At 62.3% G+C, this 24,234-nt stretch carries 27 protein-coding genes and 1 tRNA gene; 8 read left to right on the forward strand and 20 right to left on the reverse strand.

Annotation, left to right across the window (positions count from 1 at the left end; genetic code table 11):
• Positions 1-16: 16 nt before the first annotated feature.
• Positions 17-1,057, reverse strand: a complete 1,041-nt coding sequence (gene xylF, locus AC1RTB_RS15920) for a D-xylose ABC transporter substrate-binding protein (protein ID WP_492879847.1) — start codon at positions 1,055-1,057, stop codon at positions 17-19.
• Positions 1,058-1,305: 248 nt separating this feature from the next.
• Between xylF and AC1RTB_RS15925 the strand changes: the two genes are divergently transcribed.
• Complete coding sequence (locus tag AC1RTB_RS15925) at positions 1,306-2,547, forward strand: ROK family protein (protein ID WP_492879846.1); 1,242 nt, start codon at positions 1,306-1,308, stop codon at positions 2,545-2,547.
• Here the strand turns inward: AC1RTB_RS15925 and phoB are convergent.
• From phoB to AC1RTB_RS15970, 9 genes are all read right to left on the reverse strand, one after another.
• Positions 2,544-3,233, reverse strand: coding sequence for a phosphate regulon transcriptional regulator PhoB (gene phoB, locus AC1RTB_RS15930; protein WP_476783089.1), 690 nt, complete (start codon positions 3,231-3,233; stop codon positions 2,544-2,546). The genes AC1RTB_RS15925 and phoB overlap by 4 nt on opposite strands.
• 22 nt (positions 3,234-3,255) lie before the next feature.
• Positions 3,256-3,963, reverse strand: coding sequence for a phosphate signaling complex protein PhoU (phoU, locus tag AC1RTB_RS15935; protein ID WP_476783090.1), 708 nt, complete (start codon positions 3,961-3,963; stop codon positions 3,256-3,258).
• A gap of 41 nt (positions 3,964-4,004) precedes the next feature.
• Positions 4,005-4,826 (reverse strand): phosphate ABC transporter ATP-binding protein PstB, encoded by an 822-nt coding sequence (pstB, locus tag AC1RTB_RS15940; protein WP_492879845.1) that lies wholly within the window; start codon positions 4,824-4,826, stop codon positions 4,005-4,007.
• A gap of 24 nt (positions 4,827-4,850) precedes the next feature.
• Entirely contained in the window at positions 4,851-6,167 is a 1,317-nt protein-coding gene (gene pstA, locus AC1RTB_RS15945) for a phosphate ABC transporter permease PstA (RefSeq protein ID WP_492879844.1), read from the reverse strand.
• A complete protein-coding gene (pstC, locus tag AC1RTB_RS15950; protein ID WP_492879843.1) occupies positions 6,164-7,630 on the reverse strand; it encodes a phosphate ABC transporter permease subunit PstC in 1,467 nt (488 codons plus the stop codon). Before pstC ends, pstA begins: the two co-directional genes overlap by 4 nt.
• A 104-nt stretch (positions 7,631-7,734) precedes the next feature.
• On the reverse strand, positions 7,735-8,772 hold the full coding sequence (locus AC1RTB_RS15955) for a substrate-binding domain-containing protein (protein ID WP_492879842.1): 1,038 nt from the start codon (positions 8,770-8,772) through the stop codon (positions 7,735-7,737).
• Between the two features lie 267 nt (positions 8,773-9,039).
• Positions 9,040-11,985, reverse strand: a complete 2,946-nt coding sequence (locus AC1RTB_RS15960; RefSeq protein WP_492879841.1) for a response regulator — start codon at positions 11,983-11,985, stop codon at positions 9,040-9,042.
• A 113-nt stretch (positions 11,986-12,098) separates the two neighbouring features.
• The gene (locus AC1RTB_RS15965; protein ID WP_492879840.1) at positions 12,099-12,455 is read right to left on the reverse strand and encodes a putative quinol monooxygenase; all 357 of its coding nucleotides are present in this window, start codon (positions 12,453-12,455) and stop codon (positions 12,099-12,101) included.
• A gap of 332 nt (positions 12,456-12,787) precedes the next feature.
• Complete coding sequence (locus tag AC1RTB_RS15970; RefSeq protein ID WP_492879839.1) at positions 12,788-13,117, reverse strand: hypothetical protein; 330 nt, start codon at positions 13,115-13,117, stop codon at positions 12,788-12,790.
• A gap of 560 nt (positions 13,118-13,677) precedes the next feature.
• Here AC1RTB_RS15970 and AC1RTB_RS15975 point away from each other — a divergent pair.
• From AC1RTB_RS15975 to AC1RTB_RS15985, 3 genes are all read left to right on the forward strand, one after another.
• Complete coding sequence (locus tag AC1RTB_RS15975) at positions 13,678-13,905, forward strand: hypothetical protein (RefSeq protein ID WP_476783039.1); 228 nt, start codon at positions 13,678-13,680, stop codon at positions 13,903-13,905.
• 240 nt (positions 13,906-14,145) lie between these two features.
• A complete protein-coding gene (locus AC1RTB_RS15980; RefSeq protein WP_492879838.1) occupies positions 14,146-14,652 on the forward strand; it encodes a hypothetical protein in 507 nt (168 codons plus the stop codon).
• A gap of 18 nt (positions 14,653-14,670) precedes the next feature.
• Positions 14,671-15,066, forward strand: a complete 396-nt coding sequence (locus AC1RTB_RS15985) for an iron chaperone (protein WP_492879837.1) — start codon at positions 14,671-14,673, stop codon at positions 15,064-15,066.
• A 25-nt stretch (positions 15,067-15,091) separates the two neighbouring features.
• Here AC1RTB_RS15985 and AC1RTB_RS15990 read toward each other — a convergent pair whose 3' ends face one another.
• The 3 genes from AC1RTB_RS15990 to AC1RTB_RS16000 all read right to left on the reverse strand — a co-directional run bounded on the left by AC1RTB_RS15990 (position 15,092) and on the right by AC1RTB_RS16000 (position 17,905).
• Positions 15,092-15,394: an XRE family transcriptional regulator gene (locus tag AC1RTB_RS15990; RefSeq protein ID WP_492879836.1), complete on the reverse strand. Its 303-nt coding sequence runs from the start codon at positions 15,392-15,394 to the stop codon at positions 15,092-15,094.
• Positions 15,395-15,542: 148 nt separating this feature from the next.
• A complete protein-coding gene (locus AC1RTB_RS15995) occupies positions 15,543-16,421 on the reverse strand; it encodes an MBL fold metallo-hydrolase (protein ID WP_492879835.1) in 879 nt (292 codons plus the stop codon).
• 2 nt (positions 16,422-16,423) lie between these two features.
• Positions 16,424-17,905, reverse strand: a complete 1,482-nt coding sequence (locus AC1RTB_RS16000) for an aminotransferase class V-fold PLP-dependent enzyme (protein WP_492879834.1) — start codon at positions 17,903-17,905, stop codon at positions 16,424-16,426.
• A 110-nt stretch (positions 17,906-18,015) separates the two neighbouring features.
• On the opposite strand from AC1RTB_RS16000, the gene AC1RTB_RS16005 reads away from it, so the two are divergent.
• Entirely contained in the window at positions 18,016-18,486 is a 471-nt protein-coding gene (locus AC1RTB_RS16005) for an Lrp/AsnC family transcriptional regulator (protein WP_476799455.1), read from the forward strand.
• A gap of 100 nt (positions 18,487-18,586) precedes the next feature.
• Here AC1RTB_RS16005 and AC1RTB_RS16010 read toward each other — a convergent pair whose 3' ends face one another.
• The 5 genes from AC1RTB_RS16010 to AC1RTB_RS16030 all read right to left on the reverse strand — a co-directional run bounded on the left by AC1RTB_RS16010 (position 18,587) and on the right by AC1RTB_RS16030 (position 20,194).
• Positions 18,587-18,919 carry a hypothetical protein gene (locus AC1RTB_RS16010; protein ID WP_492879833.1) on the reverse strand — a complete coding sequence of 111 codons (333 nt, stop codon included), beginning with the start codon at positions 18,917-18,919 and terminating at the stop codon, positions 18,587-18,589.
• Positions 18,920-18,946: 27 nt separating this feature from the next.
• Positions 18,947-19,108 (reverse strand): hypothetical protein, encoded by a 162-nt coding sequence (locus AC1RTB_RS16015; protein WP_492879832.1) that lies wholly within the window; start codon positions 19,106-19,108, stop codon positions 18,947-18,949.
• Positions 19,109-19,255: 147 nt separating this feature from the next.
• Positions 19,256-19,330 (reverse strand) — tRNA-Glu (locus AC1RTB_RS16020).
• 76 nt (positions 19,331-19,406) lie between these two features.
• Positions 19,407-19,817 (reverse strand): VOC family protein, encoded by a 411-nt coding sequence (locus AC1RTB_RS16025; protein WP_492879831.1) that lies wholly within the window; start codon positions 19,815-19,817, stop codon positions 19,407-19,409.
• Positions 19,814-20,194, reverse strand: a complete 381-nt coding sequence (locus AC1RTB_RS16030; RefSeq protein WP_492879830.1) for a fimbrial protein — start codon at positions 20,192-20,194, stop codon at positions 19,814-19,816. The genes AC1RTB_RS16025 and AC1RTB_RS16030 overlap by 4 nt, the downstream gene beginning before the upstream one ends.
• Before the next feature lie 24 nt (positions 20,195-20,218).
• On the opposite strand from AC1RTB_RS16030, the gene AC1RTB_RS16035 reads away from it, so the two are divergent.
• The 3 genes from AC1RTB_RS16035 to AC1RTB_RS16045 all read left to right on the forward strand — a co-directional run bounded on the left by AC1RTB_RS16035 (position 20,219) and on the right by AC1RTB_RS16045 (position 23,118).
• Positions 20,219-21,247 carry an RluA family pseudouridine synthase gene (locus tag AC1RTB_RS16035; protein WP_492879829.1) on the forward strand — a complete coding sequence of 343 codons (1,029 nt, stop codon included), beginning with the start codon at positions 20,219-20,221 and terminating at the stop codon, positions 21,245-21,247.
• A 186-nt stretch (positions 21,248-21,433) separates the two neighbouring features.
• The gene (gene rpoH / locus AC1RTB_RS16040; RefSeq protein WP_192566523.1) at positions 21,434-22,333 is read left to right on the forward strand and encodes an RNA polymerase sigma factor RpoH; all 900 of its coding nucleotides are present in this window, start codon (positions 21,434-21,436) and stop codon (positions 22,331-22,333) included.
• A 494-nt stretch (positions 22,334-22,827) separates the two neighbouring features.
• The gene (locus AC1RTB_RS16045; RefSeq protein WP_492879828.1) at positions 22,828-23,118 is read left to right on the forward strand and encodes a GIY-YIG nuclease family protein; all 291 of its coding nucleotides are present in this window, start codon (positions 22,828-22,830) and stop codon (positions 23,116-23,118) included.
• A 448-nt stretch (positions 23,119-23,566) separates the two neighbouring features.
• On the opposite strand, the gene AC1RTB_RS16050 is transcribed toward AC1RTB_RS16045, so the two are convergent.
• Positions 23,567-23,929, reverse strand: coding sequence for a cell division protein ZapA (locus AC1RTB_RS16050; RefSeq protein ID WP_492879827.1), 363 nt, complete (start codon positions 23,927-23,929; stop codon positions 23,567-23,569).
• 6 nt (positions 23,930-23,935) lie between these two features.
• Positions 23,936-24,208: a DUF4164 domain-containing protein gene (locus AC1RTB_RS16055; RefSeq protein ID WP_492879826.1), complete on the reverse strand. Its 273-nt coding sequence runs from the start codon at positions 24,206-24,208 to the stop codon at positions 23,936-23,938.
• Positions 24,209-24,234: the final 26 nt, after the last annotated feature.

A 24,234-nucleotide genomic window follows, 5' to 3' on the forward strand; every position in this document is an offset into this window, starting at 1 on the left:
TCGGATCGATCCGGTCTTAGTTGCAGGCAGCGACCGAACCGGCAGCGACGCCCTGGCAGACCACGTCCTTGCCAACCCAGCCGGCGTCGATGACGAGGTTGAGGTTGTCCTTGGTGATCGGAACCGGGGTCAGGAAGACCGAGTTCAGCTCCAGGCCGCCCGGCGTCTTGAACTTGGTGACGTTGGCGATCTCTTCCATCTTCTTGCCGTCGGCGAGCTGCGAGGCGATTTCAGCCGCGTTCTTGCCGAGTTCGCGCGCGTCCTTCCACACCGAGACGGTCTGGGTGCCGAGCGCGATGCGGTTCAGCGCGGCATGGTCGCCGTCCTGGCCCGAAACCGGCACCGAGCCGGCAAGGCCCTGCGCCTGGAGTGCCGCGATCGCGCCACCGGCGGTGCCGTCGTTCGATGCCACCACCGCGTCGACCTTGTTGTCGTTGGCGGTCAGGAACTGCTCCATGTTCTTCTGCGCGTTGGCGGGCAGCCAACCGTCGGTGTAGGCTTCGCCGACATTCTTGATCTTGCCGCCGTCGATGGCTGCCTTGAGCACCTCCATCTGGCCGGCAAACAGGAAATCGGCGTTCGGATCGGCACCGCTGCCCTTGATGAAGACGTAGTTGCCCTCAGGCTTCGCGGCCAACACGCCCTTGGCCTGCATGCGGCCAACTTCCTTGTTGTCGAAGGTCAGGTAGAAGGCGTCCTTGTTTTCGATCAGGCGGTCATAGCCGACGACCGGAATGCCCTCGGCGACAGCCTTGTCGACGGCCGGGCCGATGGCCGATGCGTCCTGCGCCAGGATGATCAAGGCGTTGGCGCCCTGCGAGATCAGGCTTTCGACGTCGGTCAGCTGCTTGGCAGGCGACGACTGCGCGTCAGCCGAGATGTACTTGTCGCCAGCAGCCTCGATAGCGGCCTTCATGGCGGCTTCGTCGGTCTTCCAGCGTTCTTCCTGGAAGTTCGACCACGACACGCCGATGACCTTATCCTTTGCCGAAGCCACTGCCGAAAGCGACAGCGTCATGGCAACACCCGCCAGGATGGCGGTGGTAAACTTTTTCATTATTTCCTCCCTGCGCCCAACGGGCGCGCCTACTTCGCGATAGCCCATGGAGAAGCTCTTTTTTTCGAGCCTCGAAAAAATAGTGACTCAACGGCCAGCCGCTGTCAACATGGTTTCGCAAGGCCTTCCTAATTTTTTCGGAGCTCGAAATAAATAAAGACTTTTGGTGTCGGCTCTGCCAAAATGGCTAGGCGCGTAAGGGACTGCCGCTTAAGAAGGCAGCGCTTCGCCGGGAGGAAGACAAGCACATGTCGGTCGGCATACGTCACGACGATCTGAGGCGGCGCAACCGCGCCATGGTCATATCGGCAGTTCGTCGCGCCAGCCAGCCTTCGCGCACCGAAATTGCCGCCACAACGGGCCTCAGCCACTCCACCATATCGACGATTTCCTCCGATCTCATCGCCGAGGGCATCCTTGCCGAAGCCAAGGGCAATGAACAGACCGCAATGAAGCGCGGCCGGCCGCAGGTCGCCCTCGCCGTCGACCCCAAGGCTGCGTCGATCGTCGCCGTCGTGCTGTCCCTCAACAGCCTGTCGGCTGCCATCATCGATTATGCCGGCAACACCATCGTCGAAGACAGCCGCCGTCTCGTCACCCAGCGGATGCCGGCGCACGCATTGATCGACGAATGCGTCACCATGATCCGGGGCCTGATGGATCGCATCGAAACAACCTACGGCCCGGTGCTGCGCATCGCGCTCGCCGTCCAGGGCATCACCGATTCCGGCTCGCGCAAGCTGCTATGGTCGCCGATCACCCCGCATGACGACATTCCCTTCGCCGACCGGCTCGAACAGGAGTTCGGCGTGCCGGTGACGGTCGAAAACGACTGCAACATGATCGCCGAGGCCTTGCGCTGGCGCGACCCGGTCCGCTACCGCGACGACTTCATCGCCATCCTGCTTTCCCATGGCATTGGCATGGGACTGGTGCTGAAGGGTGAATTGTTCACCGGCACGCATTCATCCGGCGGCGAGTTCGGCCACATGATCCACCGCCCCGACGGCGCGCTCTGCCGCTGCGGCCGGCGCGGCTGTGTCGAGGCCTATGCCGGCAACTATGCGATCTGGCGCAATGCCCGTTTGGGCGATGAAAATGCCGAGCCGCTCGCCGATCTCTCCGACGAGGACATCACCGCCCTCGCCGACGCCGCCCGCGACCATGACGGTCCCGAGCGCGAAGCGTTCCGCAAGGCCGGCGAAGCCATCGGCTTCGGCCTGGGCTCGATGTTCGCGCTGATCGACCCGGCACCGCTCGCCTTCGTCGGTGTCGGCGCTGCCGCCTTCGACCTGATGGAGCCACACGTTCGCGCCGCCATCGCCAAGACGGCGGGCGGGCTGCATTCGAAGGCGATTTCCTTCGACACCGAGCCGAACGAAATCCCGCTCATCCGCCTGGGCTGCATGATGCGCGCGCTGCTTTACGTCGATCAGGAGATCTTCGCCGCCGGCACGACCCCGCGCAGTGCCGGGGCGGATGTCGCCTAATCCTCGCGGATGGCGTAGCCGGCGCCGCGGATGGTGCGGATCACGTCGGGCATGCGGCCGGTGTTGACCGCCTTGCGCAGGCGCCCGACATGCACGTCCACTGTGCGTTCGTCGATGTAGATCGTCTCGCCCCAGACATTGTCGAGCAACTGGCTGCGCGAAAACACCCGGCCGGGATGCCGCATCATGAACTCAAGCAGCCTAAATTCGGTCGGCCCGAGCTTGATCTCGCTCTTCTTGCGGTAGACGCGGTGCGACTCGCGGTCGAGCATGATGTCGCCGACCTTGAGGATCGACGACAGCACTTCGGGCTTGGCCCGGCGCAGCAAAGCCTTGACCCGCGCCATGAACTCCGGCGTCGAGAACGGCTTGACCAGATAGTCGTCGGCACCGGTCGAAAGCCCACGCACGCGGTCGCTCTCTTCGCCACGCGCCGTCAGCATGATGATCGGCAGGCGTTCGGTGTCGGGCCGCATCCTCAGCCTGCGGCATAGTTCGATGCCGGAGAGGGCCGGCACCATCCAGTCGAGCACCAGAAGGTCCGGCACGTTTTCCTGGAGCCGTATTTCGGCCTCGTCGCCACGCGTGACGACTTCGACCTGATAGCCTTCGGACTCGAGGTTGTAGCGAAGCAGCACGCCCAGCGGCTCTTCGTCCTCGACGACCATGATCTTGGGGGCGATCATCGGCTGTCCTTCATGTTGGAGTTCAGGTGGCCGAAACCGGCGACGTGGTTTCTTCAACCTTCGGCCGGTGGAGCGGCAGCTGCGTGCCGGTGACCACGAAATAGGCGTTCTCGGCGATATTGGTGACATGGTCTCCAATGCGCTCCAGGTTCTTGGCGCAGAACAGCAGATGCGTGCAGGCAGTGATGTTGCGCGGATCTTCCATCATGTAGGTCAAAAGCTCGCGGAACACGGCGTTGTACTGGATGTCGATCTTCTGGTCGTCGGCGCGCAGGTTCTTCAGGCCCTCGGCCTGGCGCGCGACATAAAGATCGACGACGCCCCGCACCTGGTCGAGCACCAGCTGTGCCATGGCATCGATCGAATGCGAAAGATTGCGTGGCGTCGGCGACTGGCCGACGGCGCCGACACGCTTGGCGATGTTCTTGGCAAGATCGCCGATGCGTTCGAGATCGCCCGCCATGCGGATGGCGCCGACCACGGCGCGCAGATCCTGGGCCATCGGCTGGCGCTTGGCGATCAGCGTAATCGCGCTGTTGTCGAGTTCGCGCTGCTTGGCGTCCATGATCGTGTCGTCGGCGACAACGCTTTGCGCCAGCGCCTGGTCGGACGACAACAGTGCGCGGATGGCACCGGCAACCATCGAGCCGCCGAGATCGCCCATGTCACGGATGAGCTGGTCGACATGCTGGAGTTCTTCGTCGAAGGACCGGACTGTATGTTCGCCCATGATTTATTCCTCGTCTCGTATACGGCGGCGAAAACGTCCACTCAGCCGAAGCGGCCGGTGATGTAGTCCTGCGTCCGCTTGTCGTCGGGATTGGTGAACATCTTGTCGGTAGCGCCTTCCTCGACGAGATAGCCGAGGTGGAACATCGCCGTGCGCTGCGACACACGTGCCGCCTGCTGCATCGAGTGGGTCACGATCACGATCGTGTAGTTCTCGCGCAACTCGTCGATCAGCTCCTCGACCTTGGCGGTGGCGATCGGATCGAGCGCCGAGCACGGCTCGTCCATCAGGATCACTTCAGGTGCGACCGCAATGGCGCGGGCGATGCACAGGCGCTGCTGCTGGCCGCCCGACAGGCCGGTGCCCGGCTCGTTGAGACGGTCCTTGGCTTCGTTCCACAAGGCCGCCTTCTGCAGGCTTTTTTCGACGATCACGTCGAGCTCGGCCTTGTTCTTGGCAAGGCCATGGATGCGCGGGCCGTAAGCGACGTTTTCGTAGATCGACTTGGGGAACGGATTCGGCTTCTGGAACACCATGCCGACACGCGCGCGCAGTTCGACGACGTCGATCTTGGGATCGTAGATGTCTTCGTTGTCGAGCGTGATCTTGCCGCCGACACGGGCTGTGTCGATGGTGTCGTTCATGCGGTTGAGGCAGCGCAGGAAGGTCGACTTGCCGCAGCCCGAAGGGCCGATCAGCGCCGTCACCTGGTTCTGGCGGACGTCGAGATTGACCCCGAACAACGCCTGCTTGTCGCCATAGTGCACGGTGACCTGGTCGCCGCGCATCTTGATGATTTCATTGGGTCTGTTCATCTCGGCATTCACCGCGTCTTCGAGTTTTTTCTCGGTCATGATGTTCATAGCAGGATACTCCTTGTCCATGCCCTACCAGCGGCGCTCGAAGCGGCGGCGCAGGACGATGGCGACGATGTTCATGGCCATGAGGAAGATCAAAAGGATGATGATGGCGCCCGACATGCGCTCGACAAAGGCGCGTTCGGCCTCGTTCGCCCACATGTAGATCTGCACCGGCAAAGCCGTCGCCGGATCGAAAGGCGTCTTGGGATAATCGGCAACGAAGGCGACCATGCCAATCAGCAGAAGCGGCGCCGTCTCGCCGAGCGCACGCGCCAGCCCGATGATCGTGCCGGTCAGGATGCCGGGGGCGGCCAGCGGCAGGATGTGCTGGAACACCATCTGCATCTTGGATGCCCCAAGGCCGAGGGCGGCCGAGCGGATCGACGGCGGCACGGCGGCAAGTGCCGCGCGCGTCGCGATGATGATCGTCGGCAGCGTCATCAGCGTCAGCACCAGACCGCCGACGAAGGATGCCGATCGCGGCAGGCCGAGGAAATTGATGAACACCGCAAGACCCAGCAGACCAAAGACGATCGACGGCACGGCGGCGAGGTTGTTGATGTTGACCTCGATGAGGTCGGTGAAGCGGCTCTTCTTGGCGAACTCCTCGAGATAGATCGAGGCGGCAACGCCGATCGGCAGCGCCAGCAGCAGCACGATCACCATCATATAGACCGAGCCGATGAGGGCGACGCCGACGCCTGACGTTTCCGGCCGGCTCGACGCGCCATAGCTGAACAGCCCGGTGTTGAAGTGCTCGGCCATCACGCCTTCGGCCTTGAGCTTGTTCATCCACGCGACCTGCTGGTCCGACACCTTGCGGCGGCTTTCCGGCACGTCGAGGTCGATCTGGCCCTTGAAGGCCGAGTCGAGATTGGCGGCGGCAAGGATGTCGACATTGCGTGTGGTGCCGATGACGGCCGGGTCGGCTGCAACGATGGCCCTGAGCTGGACACGCGAGCTGTCGGACAAGAAGCCCTTGAGCTTGCGCACCTCGGCCTTGTCGTTCGGGTCGATACCGAGCTTTTCGATCAGCGCCGCCTCGGCGAGTTTGGGATAGTTCGCCATGATCAGGACGTTCGGATCGGTCGCCCGCTTGTTGGCAGGGTCGATGATCTTTTCGTCGAAGTTGATCGGCAGCGTCACCGTCGTCTGCCAGAAGGCGGTGTAGCCCTTGGAGACGATCGAGGTCAGCATGATCCCCAGGAACGCCAGGCCGACGGCAATGGCCAGCACGCCATAGAGGCGGAACCGCCGCTCGGCGGCATAGCGCTTCTTGATGCCGATGTCGCGGCGCGGACGGGCTGCTGAATTGGTCAGCGTGTCGAGCGAAATATCGGTCATTCGTATTGCTCCCGGTACTTCCGGACGATGTAAAGTGCCACGATGTTCATCACCAGGGTCAGCGCGAAGAGCGTGATGCCGAGCGAGAAGGCAACAAGCGTCTGAGGCGTGTTGAACTCAAGGTCGCCGGTCAGCTGGTTGACGATCTTGACGGTGATGGTGGTCATCGCCTCGAACGGATTGAGCGTCAGGTTGGCGGCGACGCCGGCTGCCAGCACAACGATCATCGTTTCGCCGATGGCGCGCGATGCGGTGAGCAGGATGGCGCCGACGATGCCGGGCAAGGCGGCGGGGAGGATGACGCGCTTGATCGTTTCGGAGCGCGTGGCGCCAAGCCCGAGCGAACCGTCGCGCATGGAGCGCGGAACGGCGGTGATGATGTCGTCGGAAAGCGAAGAGACCACCGGGATCAGCATCACGCCCATCACCAGGCCGGCGGTCAGGATGCTCTGCGCCTGGATGAATGGCGTGCCGCCGGTCAGCGCTGCGCTGATGTCGCGCAGGAAGGGCCCGAGCGTGACCAGCGCGAAGATACCGTAGACGATGGTCGGGATGCCGGCGAGCAGTTCGAGCGCCGGCTTGACCACCGCGCGCACCTTGGGGGCCGCATATTCCGACATGTAGACCGCCGACATCAGGCCGACGGGCACGGCCACCAGCAGCGCGACGAAGGCGATGTAGAGCGTGCCGGCCAGAAGCGGGATCAGGCCGAACTGGCCTTCCGCGCCGCCCGAACCGGCAGCGGCGAAACGCGGGTCCCATACTGTGCCGAAGAAGAAGTTGGTCAGCGGGATCTTTTCGAAGAAGGCGATGGTCTGGAACAGCATCGACAAGACGATGCCGATGGTCGTCAGGATGGCGAGCGTCGAGGCGCCGAGCAGGCTCCACAGCATCACCTTCTCGACATTGTTGCGGGCGCGGGCACGCGGGCTGATGCGGCTGAGGCCATAAAGCGAACCGAACAGGGCAAGGCCGATCGAAACGACCGCCGCGATCATGTCGAGACGGTCGGAGACGCGGTTGGCCTCGGTCGCGATCGGGATCATGTAGTCTTGCGTGTCGGGCGCCAGCGCCACGCCCTTTACGGCGAGCATCGGCTGCAGCTCGGCAAAGCTCGACGGCAGGGCGGCAAGTGTTTGGTCATCGAGCCGGCGCAAGCCGCTGGCCAGGCTCTTGACCAGGCCCGCGGCGAGATCTTCATGCGCGACAGTGCCGTCGGCAACTTCGGTCGGCAGGGCCGAATGGATATGGCTGTTGAGATAAGCGCTCGCGCCGGTATCCCAGGCTGCGAGAAACAATACGGCCGGAACGACGCCCGTCAGGAACGCCCACCAGCCATGATAGTGCGCACGCGAGTGCGGCTTGACCGTTCCGTCATCCTGCGCACGCGCCCTTTGCCGGCCGACCAAAAAGGCCACCAGTCCGATTGCGAGTACAATGGCGAAGACGAGCAGGAAAGACATGGGCCGGCCTCGGTGAATTCAGATCATTGTGCCGAACGGAACAGCCGGCGGAATATTCCGCAGGGCGCCGGGTATTTTTCCGGCGCCCTGCGGCAGTTCGATAGTTACATGGTCTTGCCGGCGCCGAAGGCTTCGCGCTGGGCGGCGCGCTCTGCGTCCGGAGCGGCAACCAGGCCGTAGTCGGCGAGCGGGCTTTCCGGGCCGACCATCTGGTCGTCAAGGAAGAACTCGACATATTCCTTCAGGCCCGGAACGACGCCGAGATGTGCCTTCTTGACGTAGAAGAACAGCGGACGCGACACCGGATATTCGCCCGACGAGATGGTCTCGACCGAAGGCACAATGCCGCCAACGGTGGCGACCTTCAGCTTGTCGGCGTTGTTTTCGTAGAAGGCCAGGCCGAACACGCCGACGCCGGTCTTGTTGCTATCGATGCGAGCAAGCGTCTCGGAGTAGTCGCCGTCGATGTCGATGGCCTTGCCGTCCTTGCGCACGGCCTTGCAGGCAGCTTCGGCGGCCTTGTCGTCGAGGCCCGAAGCCTTGCCGGCTTCAACGCCGCCGAGCTTCTTGCAGCCGGCGATCAGAAGCTTCTCTTCGAAGACTTCGCGGGTGCCGTGCTTTTCGCCAGGAATGTAGGCGGCGATGTCCCAGGCAGGCAGGTTCGGGTTGACCTGGTTCCACTTGCTGTTCGGATTGTCGACCAGCTTGCCGTCCACGACAACCTTGGCGGCCAGCGCCTTGTAGACGTCCTCAGGCGTCAGCGCCCAGTCCGGGCCCTTGACGTCGGTTGCAAAGACGATGCCGTCATAACCGATCTTCACTTCCTGGATGTCCTTGACTCCGGCGTCGACGCAGGACTGGACCTCGTCCTTCTTGATCGGACGCGAGGAGTTGGCGATGTCGATGGTGTTTTCGCCGACGCCCTTGCAGAATTCCTTGATGCCGGCGCCGCTGCCGCCGGACTCGACCACCGGGGTCTTGAAGTTGGTGAAGGTTTCACCGAAGTGCTCGGCAACGATCTTTGCATAAGGCAGAACGGTCGAGGAACCGGCAACCTGGACCTGGTCGCGCGCCGAGGCATAGCCTACCGAGGCAGCGATCGCGAAGGCAGCAGCCGACGCAGTGAGAAGAGCTTTTTTCATTGGGGCCTGCTCCTGTTGGAGTATCTCGTATGACGCCTTTCATCGGCGCCCGGTGAGCCAATAGCCCCCCTCTATTACAGTTGCATGACAGTTTCGTGTCACCCCTGTAACGGTCGCTGTGCATAGCGGCCAAGGGATCGTTTCCGCGATACTTTGCCGGCGCGAGGCAAACAACAGACGAGACGCGAAAGCAAGCCGCCTACCCAACGGCAGGCCGGCCTTTGTCGCTTTGGCTTGTCACATTTCCACAGTCTTCGGCAGATAGCGTCAGATCGCGCCGCGGCGCTCATCGTCATGCCACGACCAGCGCTCGATCTTTTCGAGCAAGGCGCGCGGGCTGATCGGCTTGGGCAGATAGTCGTCCATGCCGGCTTCGAGGCAGCGGTCCTTGTCGCCCTTCAGCGCATGCGCGGTGACGCCGATGATCGGCACGCGCGTGCCGGTGCCGCGTTCGAGTTTGCGGATTTCGCCTGTCGCTTCGAGCCCGTTCATCTCGGGCATCGACACGTCCATCAGGATCATTCGCGGACGGCGTTCGCCGTAAGCAGCAACGGCCCGCCTGCCGTTGCCGACGATCTCGAAACTCAGCTCGGTCTCGGCCAGGATCTGGCTGAAAACCATCTGGTTCACCTCGTTGTCTTCGGCAACCAGGATGTCGAGCCCGCCCTCGCCCGCCGGCCGCTGCCCGCCCCGCAAGCGCGTGACATTGGGCACCGGGCTATTCGCATTCTTAGCCGGCATCTGCGCTTCGGCTGCCTGCACCGGCGTGAGATTCGGCGTGCGCCGCCGCTGGATCGTTCCGACCAACGCCTCAAGCAGCGCCGACGAGCGCGCCGGCTTGATCAGCTGGGCGTCGATGGCAAGGTCGCGGTATCCGGGACCCGACAACGACTGGTCGACCGAGGTCAGCATGACGATCGGCGTCTCGGCCAAGCCAGGTGTCTGGCGCACCAGCCGCGCCATTTCGGCGCCGGTCATGCCAGGCATCTGGTAGTCGAGCACGACGCAGTCGACCTTGACCCCCAGCGCCTGCGCGGCGTTCAGCACGCGAAGCCCTTCCGCGCCGCTTTGCGCGGCACAGGAATCGAACCCCCATGACAGCATCTGCTCGGTCAGGATCGTGCGGTTGACGGCATTGTCGTCGACAATCAGCACGCGCGCGCCGGTGACATCGATCAGTGCGGCCGGCCGTGTCTCCAGCCGCCCGGCATTGGGCAGCGTCAGCGTGAACCAGAAGGTCGAGCCTGCGCCCTCGCCGCTTTCCACCCCGATCTCGCCGCCCATCATGTCGACGAGCCGCGAGGTGATCGCAAGCCCAAGACCGGTGCCTTCATGCCGGCGTGTCGACGACGCGTCGACCTGGCTGAACTTTTCGAACACCAGCTTGAGCTTGGCTTCGGGAATGCCGATGCCGGTGTCGGTCACAGCGACATGCAGCTTGGTCTGCTCGCCGTCGCTGCGGCCCGTCACATCGACAAGCACGTGGCCCGAATCGGTGAACTTGACCGCATTGCCGAGCAAATTGGTGATGATCTGCCTGATGCGCCCGACATCGCCGACATAGAGGTGCCGGAGATCGGGCTGCAAGCGCACGATCAGCTCGAGGTCCTTCTCCTTGGCCCGCGTCGACATCAGCGTGGCAACGTCCTCGATCGCCTCCGACAGGTTGAACGGGGTTGGATCGAGCACCAGCTGGCCGGCGTCGATCTTCGAGAAATCCAGGATATCGTTGATGATCGTCAAAAGCGCATTGCCTGATTTGACGATGATGTCGGTGAAGGTCCTCTGCTTCGGATCGAGATCGGACTTCGCCAAAAGTTCGGCCATGCCGAGCACGCCATTCATCGGCGTGCGGATTTCGTGGCTCATATTGGCAAGGAATTCCGACTTGGCGCGGTCGGCCAGCACCGCCCGGCGCTGTGCCTCCTCAAGCTCGGCCTCGCGCTGCTTCAGTTCGGTGATGTTGGTGGTCGAGCCGATCAGATAGAGCGAGCCGTCGGACGCCACCATCGCGCTCTTGCGGGCAAACTGATGCCGCACCACGCCATCGTCGCCAGTCGCCGTCTCTTCGATCTCGATTGTCGTGCCGCGGCGGATGACCTCGCGGTCGGCCTCCATGAAGGGCTCGCCTTCGGGGCCGAATATCTCAAGGTCGGTCTTGCCGATCGCTTCCTGCTTGGAATAGCCGGTCAGCTCGCACCAGCCCTGGTTGACATACATCAGCCTGAGGTCGTCGTGCTTGGCGTAGATCGACACCGGCACATTGTCGATGAGGCTGCGGAACACCTCGTTTTCGCGCATGCTTTCCTGCAGCGCGCGCTCACGCAGCTTGAGCTCGGTGATATCGACGCGCACGCCGATGAAGGTGCCGTCGGCAAGCCGCTGGTCGAACACCTGATACCAGCGTCCGTCGGGATTGCGCCGTTCCCGAACCGCCTGGCTGGTGTGATACCGAGCGGTCATGCCCTCGACCCAGGCTTCCGGATCGGCGTCGTAAAGCGCGTCGAGTTCGGCGTCGCCTGTATCGCGGTAATAGCCTGAACGTTGCGCCACAACCAGGCTGTCGCGCAGCGAGCTGCCTTCGGTCATGACATCGTCGAGTGCCGGCAATGCGCTCTTGAGCTTGCGGTTGGCGAGCACGAAACGGTCGTCGCGGTCATAGATCACGACGCCCGCCGGCAGCGATTCCAGCACCTCGGCCAGCCGGTGGCGCGCCTCGACGGCCTCGACCTCGCGCTGTTTCATCGCGCTGACGTCATAATAGGAAACCAGCCGTTTGCCGCCTGAAAGGGCGGTGACCGAATAGATCATGGTGCAGCCGTCGGCGCGGCGGAACTCGCGCGGCGCAACGTCGCCGGCCAGGATCTCGGCCTGGCGCGAGGCGACGTAGCCTTCCCATTCGTCGTCGGCGATCGCGTAGACGCCATTGTGGCGGTTGACGTCCATCAGCGTCCTGAAGGGGCAGCCGACGGCAACCTGATCGGCGCTGACCTTCCATATCTCGTAGAAAGCCTGGTTGAGGAACAGCACGCTGAGCCCGGCGTCGACCAGCACCACGCCCATATTCATCGAATCGATCGTCCGTTCGAGATCGGCATAAGGCAAATTTACGTCGTCCAAGGCCCGCATATTGCGAGCCTCGATCGTCACCACCTGGCCATTGGCCGGCTCGCCGGTCGGATCGTTGACGTCCGACCCCAGATTTTTCCGCATCTGTCAGCCCTGCATGCAAGGGCGATGCTGCTCCCCCGCAGCTCGCCGCAGCTAACCTTGCCGCAGAAGCATTAACGACTGACTAACCTTAACGCGCACGTCGTGCGCGGCTTCTAGTCGTCGTTGGCGGCATTGAGCTCTTCGGGGCGCATGCCGCCATTGGGGTCCACCAGGCCGAGCGACTTGGCCAGGATCAGCCGGCGCGACTTGAGCAAGGGCGAAAGTGCCGCCTGCACGTCAGGCATGCGCGGATTGCGCTCATGCGCGGCGACCGCAGCTTCATCGGCATAAAGCTCGTTGACCATCACCTTGTTGGCAACAGGCGTGCCGTCGCGCTCCACCGGCTTGATCACCTCGAAACGCAGGCAGCCCGGCTCCTCCTGCAAAGTCGCGCGCGCATGCTCCGAGATCAGGTCGAGAAACTGCTCCTCCGCCCCATCCAGTGTCTCGAATTCGACGATGATGGTCATTTCAGCCAAAGGTTCGTGCCTTTCATGCGATCCCAATTCAACGCCGAAGCGCCGACCGTGATGGCAGGCTAAGTCATGCCGGGCTTGTTGGAAAGGCCGCAACAGGCTTTGCGGCAGGCACCGGCGGGCAGAAGGGTGTGCAGCCCGCCGGGCGTTGCCAAAGACGCGCACTCGATACATTGCGCATGCGAATGGTGCGGTGGGGTGGTGAACAATTGGTAAAGGCCAGCGGCGATCGTCTCGTTGCCGCCCCCACCACGTCTCCCCAAATCAACGCCGCCTTGGAATGCTGTCGCGGAGCCGATTTGCGCCCAAACAACAAAAGTCTTGGCTTACAGGGTGTTGACCCACGAGCATAAACGCGAAGTTCCGCTCAGAGGTGCTGCCAGGTTGAGATTCTGATTCCCGTCTCTTCCGCCCGAAGACTGAAATGCGCAATCGCTCTTCACCTGCGCCTGCTGTTGCGGGCTGAGCGACTGCCAATGGGCCCTCATGTCGGTGCCCATGTTCATCGTGCCGGCCACATTGCCGGGGTATTGAGCCTCTCCGATCGATTGAACCGCCCTATCGGGCGCCCTTTGGATCGAGCCCGTTGTCTGTGCCAATGCCGCAGTGGAAAGAGTTATCGACAGAATCAAAGCCGTAATGAGCTTGTGTGACATACTTTCCTCCTTTGAACGTGGCCTCCTTTGGCCGCAAATGGCGGCAACTGGGCTCAATGCCCTTGCCACGGATCGGTTCCATCCATTCACAATTCGTGATCGGCACACTGCGGGCTTCGCCACCCACGACGGAACCGCATCACCTGTTTCGAGTTGAGTTCAGGCACAAACGAGCGTGGTCTTTTCCTTTCAGCCACGCTCCGGAAAGGCCCGCCGCAGCCCCTCGCGGCGGGCTTTTTTCGTCAATTTTGGCGGGGCCCCTCGCAACCCCGATACAACCCAGGGTGACTCGACATGACGCAGGTTGTAGAGCAAAGTTTCCGCCCTGAAATGAACCACGCCAGCATGCAATCTTTGCCTCAAGGAGGCATGTCGATGCAATCGCCTGCGCCAGATGCTTCTACACTACGTGACGATGCTGAACTCTATCCCCATTCTATGCCGGCGGGCATAGTCAGGGTTTGAGCATCGATTTCGGTCAGCTTGGCTGACCGCAACAGCAGGCAGGCAAAAACTCAGCCGCAAGCAGACAAAAGACAAGCGCCATATGGGAGAAGACTATGGAGCACGTGCTTTTCACCCAGCCTAACTCCCCGATTTATCCCAAAGATCTCGCGCTTCTTCAGCGCGTGTTCGACCAGATCTGCCTCGAACGCGGCGAAGACCCGAGTTCGGTTTGGGCAAGCGAAATAGCGAGGACACTTCTCAAGCTCTACCGCGGCGGCGTGCGTGACAAGGATCTGCTGCTGGCGAGCATACCGCGGCTTCGGACGAGAAACGCCGCCTGAACTTCAGGCAAGATACGGTGGCGGCATCAACACCCAAAAGCGCGGCGCTTTCGGGCCGATGCGGTGCGTTTCACCTGGATTTGCCCTGACATCCGAGCGCCTCTGGCGCCCGGATGTGGTGTTTTTGCCTAAATCTCCGGCATTTTCTGCGATCCGGCATGCGGACTTGCATCCGCCCATTGATCCTGCGCTGCTGAGCGACGACAATGTCACCTCGGCAGGTCCATCAAATCCGGGCATATGACGCAACGTCTCGCCACGCTGGTTGCCACGATACTCGTCATCCTCGCCGCGCTGTCAGCGGCCCGGGGCGAAGCGACCCATGGCCGCGCGTTGCTCACCGATCCGCATCAACACGGCCTGGCGGCGCTCTATGCACCTTGGCCCGCCATTGCCGCCAATTACGCCACCGCGATGATGCGCTATCGCGACGCTGCGGCATATGAGGGTCTGCCGCAACAGGCCTATCCCTTCATCTTGTTCGCACGACCGCCGCTTGGCGGACCCTGGACCTGGACGGCGGCGAACGGCTCCCATGTCCGCCGTTTGCGTGACGGCGCCTTGCGCATCAGCATGACCGACAAGCTCGGCAACTGGTTCGTCGACATCTTGTGCACGGACACCGGCTGGCCGGTGTTTTCGTGCGACGACGGCATCGAACGCAGAGCCACCGCCCCCGCTCCTCAACTGCTCGTCATCGACGGCATCGAATTTTCCCGGGTTCTGCCGGCAGCGACAAATCCCTGAACAGCTTTGGAGGACGCCATGGCCAGGACCGACTTCAGCTCCGTCGACGAATACATCGCAGCACAACCGGAGGCCGCGCGAGAGAGACTTGAAAAAGTCCGCGGCATCATCCGCGACGTCCTGCCGGGCGCCGAGGAGGTCATCTCCTACCAGATCCCCGCCTACAAGCTGGACGGCGGCCGGGTGATCTATTTCTCCGGCTGGAAAGAGCACTATTCGCTCTACCCGGCCTCCGATCATCTCATAGCAACGCTCAAGGACGAGATCATGCCTTATGTCGCTGGCATGGGCACGCTCCGGTTTCCGCTCGCCGAACCCGTGCCGGTGAAGCTGATCGAACGCATCACCAGGCTCCGCGCCGAGGAAGTTGCCGAAGAGCAAAAGACAAAAGCAGCCAAGCCGAAGCGCCGCTAACGCCTGACAGCGCGGTTCGCTGCTGTCAGGGAACGTCGTCGCTCGCCACGGGTCCGCCTTCGCCTTCCAGCGTCGACAGGCGCCGGGTCACCGAACGGCTGAACTTGAGCCGGACGCCCGCGCCGTTGGCGCCCTCCTCCGGAATGAACACCGCCCCGAGGCGCTCCAGGGCCGATTGCAGCGCAAGGATGATGTCGTCAGCGGGGATCGAGATATTTCTCTCGAATGCCTCGATGACCAGCTCTTCCACGTTCGACACTGCTGCCAGCTTCGATCGGCTTATTTCAACAATCGCACGGGCTGCCTTGCAGATCGGTCCGGTCATCATGAGCGCTGTCTCCAAATCGACGCCGGCAATGCGGAAAGCGAAGACCTTCGCTGCACTGCGGATGCAGCGAAGCTACGATGACCGGCATCGCCGGTTCAAGTGCGGCCGGCGGCGGTGGACGATCTGTCGCCATCGCCGGGGGCCAAGCCTAGCCCCAGGCGGCCCCATCAAGCGCATCGAGCGGAAACTTCAGATAGCGCTTGCCGTTGGCTTCCGGTTCGGGAAACCTGCCGCCATTGATGTTGATCTGCAGCGCATGCAGGATCAGCTTGGGCATCGGCAAGGTGCTGTCGCGCTCGTTGCGGAAGGCCACGAAATCATCTTCACGTTCAAAACGCGTCAGGTGGATGTTCTGGTTTTTCTGGGCGGCAACAGTACTTTCCCAACGCGGCTCGCGGCCACCGGGCTGGTAGTCGTGGCCAACGAAAATGCGCGTGTCGTCGGGCAGCGCCATGATGTCCTGGATCGTTGACCACAACGCATGGGCGTTGCCGCCGGGGAAATCCGTGCGCGCCGTACCGCTATCCGGCATGAAGACGGTGTCGTGCACAAAGGCCGCATCGCCCGCGACATAGGTGACCGAAGCCAGCGTATGGCCGGGCGAAAACATCACGCCGACCCTGATGCCGCCGATCTCGAACGTGTCGCCCTTGTCGAACAGCCGGTCCCATTGCGAGCCGTCGGTGCGCAGGCTCGGCCAATTGTAGATGCCGGCCCACAGCTTCTGCACATCGACGATGCGCGCCCCGATCGCCGTCGGCGCCCCAGTCTTACCTTTCAGATAGGCGGCAGCCGAGAAATGGTCGGCATGCGGATGTGTGTCGAGAATCCACTGCACCTCCAGGTCCTGCGCACGGACAAATTCGAGCAGCCGGTCGGCATTGGTGGTCGCAGTCGCACCCGACTTCTCGTCGAAGTCGAGAACCGGGTCGATGATCGCGCATTGCCTGCTTTTCGGATCGGAGACGACATATTGCACCGACCAGGTGCGCGGGTCGAAAAAGGCGGCGATGTCGGGTCTTGCCATTCTCAAGCCTCCGCCATTTCGACGTTGCGCGGATAAAAGATCGCGCGGCTGGCATCGAAATCATAGTGCGATTGGTACTGCGTCGCGTCCTGAGCCAGCTGCGTCACCGCATCGAGGATGAACTGCACTTTTTCTTCCGGCAACAGCACGCTGAAATTCAGCCTGATGAATCCCGGCTTGCTGATCTCGTCGCCGGCAAGGATCGCCGCACGCATGCGCTGCGATTCCGCTTCCCCGATCGACAAAAGGCGATGAACATAGGGGCCAGCACAAGCGCAGCCGCCGCGCGCCTGGATGCCGAAGCGGTCGCTCAGCATCCGGGTGACGAGCTGCTGGTGGACATAACCACCCTTGCCGTCCTTCACGCGGAACGAAAAGATCGGCAACCTTTGCGGCGACAGCGCCCCAAGCAGCTCGATGTTTTCAACGCCGTGCCAGGCAGTCATGGCGCACTTGGCCAATTCGGCGTTGCGAGCCTGCATCGCGTCCGCGCCCAGCGCATCCTTGACCAGGAAAGCAAGGGCAGCACGGATATCGCCCACCACGTTGGGCGTGCCCGCCTCCTCCCGCGCCTCCAGGCTGGTGCTGTAGTCATGGCTGGTCGGCGACACGAATTTGACTGTGCCGCCGCCGGGCCAGGACGGCTTGCACGTCGTGACCGCATCGCGGCGCACGATCAGCACGCCCGAAGCGCCCGGACCGCCGAGAAACTTATGCGGCGAGATGACCACGGCATCAATGTCGGCCCCACGTTGTGGCGACATGGCGATCGGCATGTAGGGCCCGGCGCCAGCGTAATCCCAGACCATTTTCGCGCCCGCCGCCTTCACCTTTTGGGTAACAGCAGCGACATCGGTGATGATGCCGGTGACGTTGGAGGCGGCCGAGAACGCGCAGACAGTGAGGTCGGCCGCACTTTGCAGCGCGGCGCCAAGTTCAGTGAGATTCGGCCCGCCCTCGGCACATTCGGCGATCTCGACCACCTCGGCACCGCTTTCGCGCCAGGGCAGGATGTTCGAATGGTGCTCGTAAGGGCCGATGATGACGCGGACGCGCTTGCCCGCAGCGACAGCGTCAGTCACGCCCAGCAGCTTGACCAGCCGGTTGATGCCGGCGGTAGCGCCCGAGCCGGCGAAGACGACCGCATGCTTGTCGCCGGCGCCACAGCAATCGGCAATCGCAGCGCGCGCTTCGCGGCGCAGGCGGGTCATCATGCCGCCGCAATAGGACGCCTCGGTGTGGCTGTTGGCGTAGTAGGGCAGAACCTCTTCGAGCACGAAGCGCTCGATCTGCATCAGCGCCCGCCCCGAAGCGACGTAGTCGGCGTAGACCATGGCCTTGGGGCCGAACGGCCCTTCGATTTTGGCGCCATTGCCGACAAGGCCATCGCGCAGCTGTGAAACCACGTCGCCAGCTGACAGGCCTTGCCTGAATTTTTGCAGCAGGCCAGTGCCGCCAGGCTTGTCGGAGCACATGGATTCCATCAAATCTCTCCCGGGAACGTACCAAGGCGCGATTCTAATCGGAAATCCCCGTTGAAACTTCATCGTTTTAACGCGACTTTTCGGCCAATTTGGGTCATATGATCGCCAAGATGGAAAAGATCGACGAAATTGACCTCAAGATCCTATCGTGCCTGCAAAAGGACGGCGCGATATCGCAGCGCGATCTGGCCGAGCGCGTCGGCCTGTCGCAGAACGCCTGCTGGCGCCGCCTGCAGCGGCTCAACACCAGCGGCCTCATCCGCGGTACGCATGCCGACATCGATTTGTCGGCGCTCGGCTACGATCTGACGGTCTTCGTGATGATCCGCACCCGCCATCACTCCAAGGAGTGGGCCGACAATTTCCGCAAGCATGTCGAGCGCCTGCCCGAAGTGATCGACTTCTACCGGATAGGCGGCGACTGGGACTATCTGATCAAGGTGGTGACCAAGGGCATGTCGGGCTACGACGCCTTCTACCAGAAGCTCATCACCAATTTCGATCTGGCGACGGTAACCGGCTTCTTTTCGATGGAAGCCATCGTCGACAACCGCGCGGCGGATCTGAGCCGCCTGCGGTGAATCCGGCTACAGGACACGCTGTCAGCCTGGGGAGCCGCATGGCCGCCGCCGCGCGGGTGGGGTCGAAAGCTGGTCGCATTCCAAATGTTCCTGAGCCCCCCTACGGATTGATTTGTAGACTTTTCGGAAGGGGCAGACTTGAGCATCGCATATGCATGTCGCGGGCGAGTAGCTTTCGTTTCTTTTCTTGATGCTCTTTTCCAGCCAGCGCGATTCCAAGCCCATACGGGCCAAGCAACAGACTGGCCGGTATGCTCAATGTCTTCTTTTCTCCAGCCTCGTAGTTCAATGCCGCCGCGCGGCTTTGTTCGCACTCCGGCGACCGCCATTTTGCATCTTGGGTCGAGAGCGTCGCTGCATACTCGGCCGGCGGCGTCGTACACCCGGCGACCGCGAATATGGCCATAATGGCCAGGAGTCTTTGCTTCTTCATCCTTGAGCCCCTCAAGATCGCCTTGCGTCATTCACCGCGTTTGTCGAGGCGTTTTCGCCGTTCTTCCAGATATGAATCTCCGGTTTTCTTCAGCCACCAACGAAGCATCCCGGCAAGAGGCGCAACAGTCACCATCAGGACCAACGCGGTCACGAGGGCATACCCGCTAGCTTTGTCCAATACCGCCATCGTCGCATCCCCCAAGCCGATCGGCGGCGATTGAAGGCGGGGCTTGGAAATGCGTCAAGCCACGAATCTAGCGATCTACCAGGCAGCGTACAGAACGACCGTCATTTTATGGATTTTGCAGCGGCTCGGCCAAGCGCTTGATTTAGTTGGTACGCCCAAGGGGAATCGAACCCCTGTTCCCGCCGTGAGAGGGCGGTGTCCTGACCGCTAGACGATGGGCGCAGCCGAGATCGGCGATATAGGCTGGCGTTTTCGAAAAAGCAACAGCCTCGGCCGCGATATTATTGCGATGCGCCAATTACTTGTTCGGTTCGATCAGATCCCACAAATTGCCGCAGAGATCAGCGAACACCGCGACCGTGCCATAGGCCTCGTGGCGCGGCGCTTCGCGGAACGCGACGCCCTTCTCCAGCATCAGCGCATGGTCGCGGGCAAAATCGTCGGTCTCAAGGAACAGAAACACGCGGCCCCCGGTCTGGTTGCCGATGCTTGCCGCCTGCGCCTCGCCGTCCGCCTTGGCGAGCAGCAGCCGGGCACCCTGCCCGCCGCCCGGCTCGATGACTACCCAGCGTTTGCCGCCGCCGAGATCGACGTCCTGGGCAAGCGCGAAACCGAGCTTGTCGACATACCAGGCGATCGCCTGATCGTACTCGGCGACGACAACCGCAACCGTCGCGACCTTGCGACCCGAGGCAGGGAACCCACTCACTGTGCTTTCACCGCGAACTGGCCGATCAGCCGGCGCTGGGTTATGTCGTAGACAAAGATCGTGTGGCTGCCATCGGCGAGTTCCGCGTCGATCGAGATGCGGTTGCCGGAAAGTGCCTGCGACACGATCTTTGCGCCCGCGGGCAAAATGATGTCGCCGCTCAGCTGGCTGCCCGCGGCCACGGGAATTTCACCGCCCGCAATCGCGGCAGCAGGCTCAGCCGTCCGCGATTTGTAGACAATGCCGCCAATGACAGCCATAAGGGCGACCAACAACAGCCCTAAATTGATGATGAAGAAGCGGATGAGTTTCCTGCGGACGCGCTCAACCGACGGGTCGAGCGGCTTGTCTTCTTCATCAATGGCGGGCCGAGACATGACAGAACTTCCGGAACAATTGTTATGAGCGCATCAGATAGCGAAGCGGCAGGCACTTTGATAGTGCTCGAAGCCGACGCCGACGCCGCAGGCCTGCGGCTCGACCAGTGGCTTGCCGGCCGCCTCGCGCCCGACCTGTCGCGCAGCCGCGTCCAGCAGCTGATCAAGCAGGGTGCTGTGCGCGTTGCCGGCAATGTCGTCGGCGAGGCCAAGCGCAAGCTCGCTTTAGGCGAACAGGTTTCCATCGACATGCCAGAGCCTGAGCCGGCCGAGCCACAGGGCGAGGCGATCGCGCTCGACATCCTTTATGAAGACGACGAACTGATCGTCATCAACAAGCCGGCCGGCCTCGTCGTCCACCCAGGTGCCGGCAACTGGACCGGCACGCTGGTCAACGCGCTGATCCACCATTGCGGCGACAGCCTTTCGGGCATCGGCGGGGTCAAGCGCCCCGGCATCGTTCATCGCCTCGACAAGGAAACCTCAGGCGTCATGGTCGTTGCCAAGACCGATCGCGCCCACAAGTCGCTGTCGGAAGCCTTTGCCGACCATGGCCTCACCGGCGACCTCGAGCGCGCCTATCACGCGCTGGTCTGGGGCTTCCCGCAGCGCATGACCGGCACCGTCGACGCCCCGCTTGGCCGCCATTCAGACCGTGTCCGCCGCGCCGTGGTGCCGGAGCACCGCGACGACGCCCGCCACGCCATCACCCATTTCACCGTGCTGGAGCGTTTCGGCTCCGAGCAGGCGGAATTTGCCACCGCCAGCCTGGTCGAATGCCGTCTGGAGACCGGCCGCACCCATCAGATCCGCGTCCACATGGCCCATATCGGCCATCCCGTCCTCGGCGACCCCGACTACGGCCAGGCTTTCCGCACCAAGTCGAACCGGCTGCCCGAGCCGCTGAAAACAGCCGTCAAGGCATTTCCGCGCCAGGCTTTGCACGCGAGGCTCCTTGCATTTCGCCATCCCACTTCCCATCTGATCATGCGGTTCGAGGCGCCCTTGCCTCGCGACATGGGGGAACTGGTCGACGGCTTTCGGAATCTCTGAAGTCTCGATCAAGAAACTTGACTCGTATTGTTCACTTTGGCGTGACACACTGTTTCGCATTGAACAAACCGTGTCTTTTCGCGTTTTGTTCCTGTATAAGACCCATGGCGCGATCGTGCATTCGGCAATCGCGCCACATGCTCGCCAGGATCAGGGAGCATTTCTCGTAGAGAGGGAGGGCGCTTTATGGCCCAGTCACTACCCAGTATCGTTTCCGGCGAAGGCGGCCTCAGCCGCTACCTGGAAGAAATCCGCCGCTTTCCGATGCTCCAGCCGCAGGAAGAGTACATGCTCGCCAAGCGGTATAACGAGCATGAGGACACTTCTGCTGCCCACAAGCTGGTCACCAGCCATCTGCGTCTCGTGGCCAAGATCGCCATGGGCTACCGCGGTTACGGCCTGCCCATCGGCGAAGTGATCTCGGAAGGCAATGTCGGCCTGATGCAGGCCGTCAAGAAATTCGAGCCGGAACGTGGTTTCCGTCTCGCCACCTATGCCATGTGGTGGATCAAGGCCTCGATCCAGGAGTACATCCTGCGCTCGTGGTCGCTGGTCAAAATGGGCACAACCGCCAATCAGAAGCGGCTGTTCTTCAACCTGCGCAAGGTCAAGGGCAAGATCCAGGCGCTCGATGATGGCGACCTGAAGCCCGAGCACATCACCGAGATCGCAACCCGCCTCAATGTCTCCGAGGCCGAGGTGGTGTCGATGAACCGCCGCCTGTCGGGCGACGCTTCGCTCAACGCGCCGATCCGCGCCAGCGAAGGCGAGTCGGGCGAGTGGCAGGACTGGCTTGTCGACGACCATGACAGCCAGGAAACCATGCTCATCGAGCAGGACGAGCTCGACAACCGCCGCGGCATGCTGGCAAGCGCCATGTCGGTGCTCAATGACCGCGAAAAGCGCATCTTCGAGGCGCGCCGTCTCTCCGACGAGCCGCTGACGCTGGAAGAGCTGTCGTCCGAGTTCGACATCTCCCGCGAGCGCGTGCGCCAGATCGAGGTTCGCGCTTTCGAAAAGGTCCAGGACGCGGTCAAGGCCGCCGCCAAGAAGCAGGCCCAGGCGCTCCGCACCATCGACGCCTGAGCTTTCGGCACGGGGCTTTCCGCTCCGACGCACGTAAACAAAAACGCGCTGGTTTTGCCGGCGCGTTTTTTCGTTTGGTCGCAGCACGCGCATCCTTCTAACCACGCCAAACCAGCACCGTCATCGAGCACCGTCACGGCAGGATCCCCGTGACCTTTCGCGGCTTCGCCGCTTCAGGCACGAGGATGACGAAGATGGGGGCGGCATCACCAAAGGGCCAGGCCAGAGAAGAGCCCGGCGAGAGATAGTCTTCAATCAGCCACGCCGAAGATTGGCGAAGCCCCCGGTTTTCCGTCATCCTCGGGTCGGAGCGCGAGCGCAGCGAGCGGCGGAGATCCCGGGGATCCATGCCGCGACGGTCGTGCTATCGATGACGGCCCCATCTCTGTCATCCTCGTGCCTGAAGCGGCGAAGCCCTAAGTATAACCGCAAATTAGATGGCGACGGATTGGGGTAATGCTTGCGATGTACTGACGGCTAGCTAAACTCCAGACATGGCTCGCAAGGGTTATGTCTATATTCTGGCGTCACAGAAGAACGGAACGCTCTACACCGGCGTGACGTCCGACCTTGCTGGACGTCTGCTTCAGCATCAGACCGGTACAGGCTCGAAATTTGCGGCGCGTTATGGCGCGGTGCGTCTGGTTTGGTTTGATGAGTACGATTTGGTGGTCGATGCGATCGCGCGGGAGAAGGTTATCAAGAAGTGGCCGCGACAATGGAAGATCAATCTGATCGAGGAGCGAAATCCTAACTGGAACGACATTTCGTGGCACCTGCTTTAGCTGCGAGGGCTCGGCCAAGGCAATCTGACGCCGTCATCGATATCACGACCGTCGCGGCATGGATCCCCGGGATCTCCGCCACTCGCTTCGCTCGCGCTCCGACCCGAGGACGACGGGTTTCGGGAGTCGGCACCGCCAATCGGCACAGCCTACAGCCAGGGCCAGCGACACCATTCAGACCCACCCAACATTGACGCAGGAAACTGTAGCGAAAAGCGTCCCCGGTTCCTGTCATCCTCGGGTCGGAGCGCGAGCGCAGCGAGCGGCGGAGATCCCGGGGATCCATGCCGCGACGGTCGTGATATCTGTGAGGGAACCAGATTGCCGCAGCAGGCATGCGTCAGCCGCCGGAGTTACCGAATCTAAATCAGGGACCGTTCTGGCAAAGGCGCTCTGATCAGGAGAACGGCAACCGTTCTGGCCGCCAATACTACAGAATGGCCCGTCCCTAAACCTTCTTCGCCAAACTCAGCGCCAGCTGTTCCATGCGCTCGGCCAGCGAGCCCAGCGCGCCGGTCAGTGCGGCATCGTTCTTGTCGGCCTTGGTCAGCGCGTCGTCGCGCGTCTTGCGCAGCGTCAGCACTTCGCTTTCCATGCCCTTGACGCGCTTTTGCAGTTCCGCCAGCTCGTCCATCACCATGATGCCGGCCATCACGGTCAAGCGCTGGTCGCCGATCTCGCCGAATGAGTCCTTGAGGTGCAGCACATAACGGTCGAAGCGCTGGGCGAGGTCGATGAGGTGCTCTTCTTGCCCCTCGTCGCAGGCCATGCGGTATTGCTTGCCGTCGATGGTAACAGTGACTTGCGCCATCTCCACCTACCTGTCCAGCACGGCGCGGATGGTCTCCATGGCGGTCACGAGCCGCCGCGAGACTTCCTTGTTGGCTTCTTCCAGCCGTTCGGCGCGGGCTTCCGAATTGTCGAGTTCCTGCGCGAGGCGGGCGCGGTCGGCATTCATGCGCTGGACCTCGGCTTCTGCTTCGCCGTAATCCTGCTCATGCTCCAGCCGTACGGCGACAGCGCTTTCCAGCGTATCGATCGCCTTGCCTAGCCGGCCAATGACTTCCCTGAGTGTCGTATCCCCGGTCATGGCTCCCGTAGACCCTCGCCCATCAC

The sequence above is a fragment of the Aminobacter sp. GW821-FHT11F06 genome, assembly GCF_058808215.1.